We start from the raw sequence: 437 nt of genomic DNA, 5'->3' as shown, positions 1-437 counted from the left end.
CGCCGCCACCCGGCCCTGCACCGCCTGCGGAACCTCCGTTTCCACCGCACCGACAACGACGCCGTCATCGCCTACAGCAAGCGTGCCGGTGACGACACGGTTGTGGTGGTCGTCAATCTCGACCCCCACCACACCCAGGAGGCGACGGTCTCGTTGGACATGCCGCAACTCGGCCTGGACCGGGACGGATCCCTGTCCGTGCACGACGAACTGACGGGTGAGACCTACCACTGGGGCAGGAACAACTATGTGCGCCTCGAACCCGGCCGGGCTCCGGCGCACGTGCTCCACGTCCAGGCCTCGCCCGCCTCGCCGCAGATCGGAGGGTCCACCGCGTCATGACTGTCAACGAGCCCGTCCAGGACACTTTCGAGGACACCCCCGCCAAGGACCGGCATCCCGACTGGTTCAAGAGCGCCGTCTTCTACGAAGTGCTC

The 437-nt window shown here is 67.0% G+C and carries 1 protein-coding gene; it reads left to right on the top strand.

The annotated features are described in order from the left end of the window. A partial coding sequence (locus tag ICC28_RS40130) for an alpha-glucosidase C-terminal domain-containing protein (RefSeq protein ID WP_188293808.1) occupies nucleotides 1–342 on the top strand: 342 nt, incomplete at its 5' end. Nucleotides 343–437 lie beyond the last annotated feature (95 nt).

The organism is Streptomyces sp. TRM68416 (genome assembly GCF_014596915.1).
GTDB lineage: Bacteria > Actinomycetota > Actinomycetes > Streptomycetales > Streptomycetaceae > Streptomyces.
This window is presented reverse-complemented; position numbering and strand designations above follow the sequence as displayed.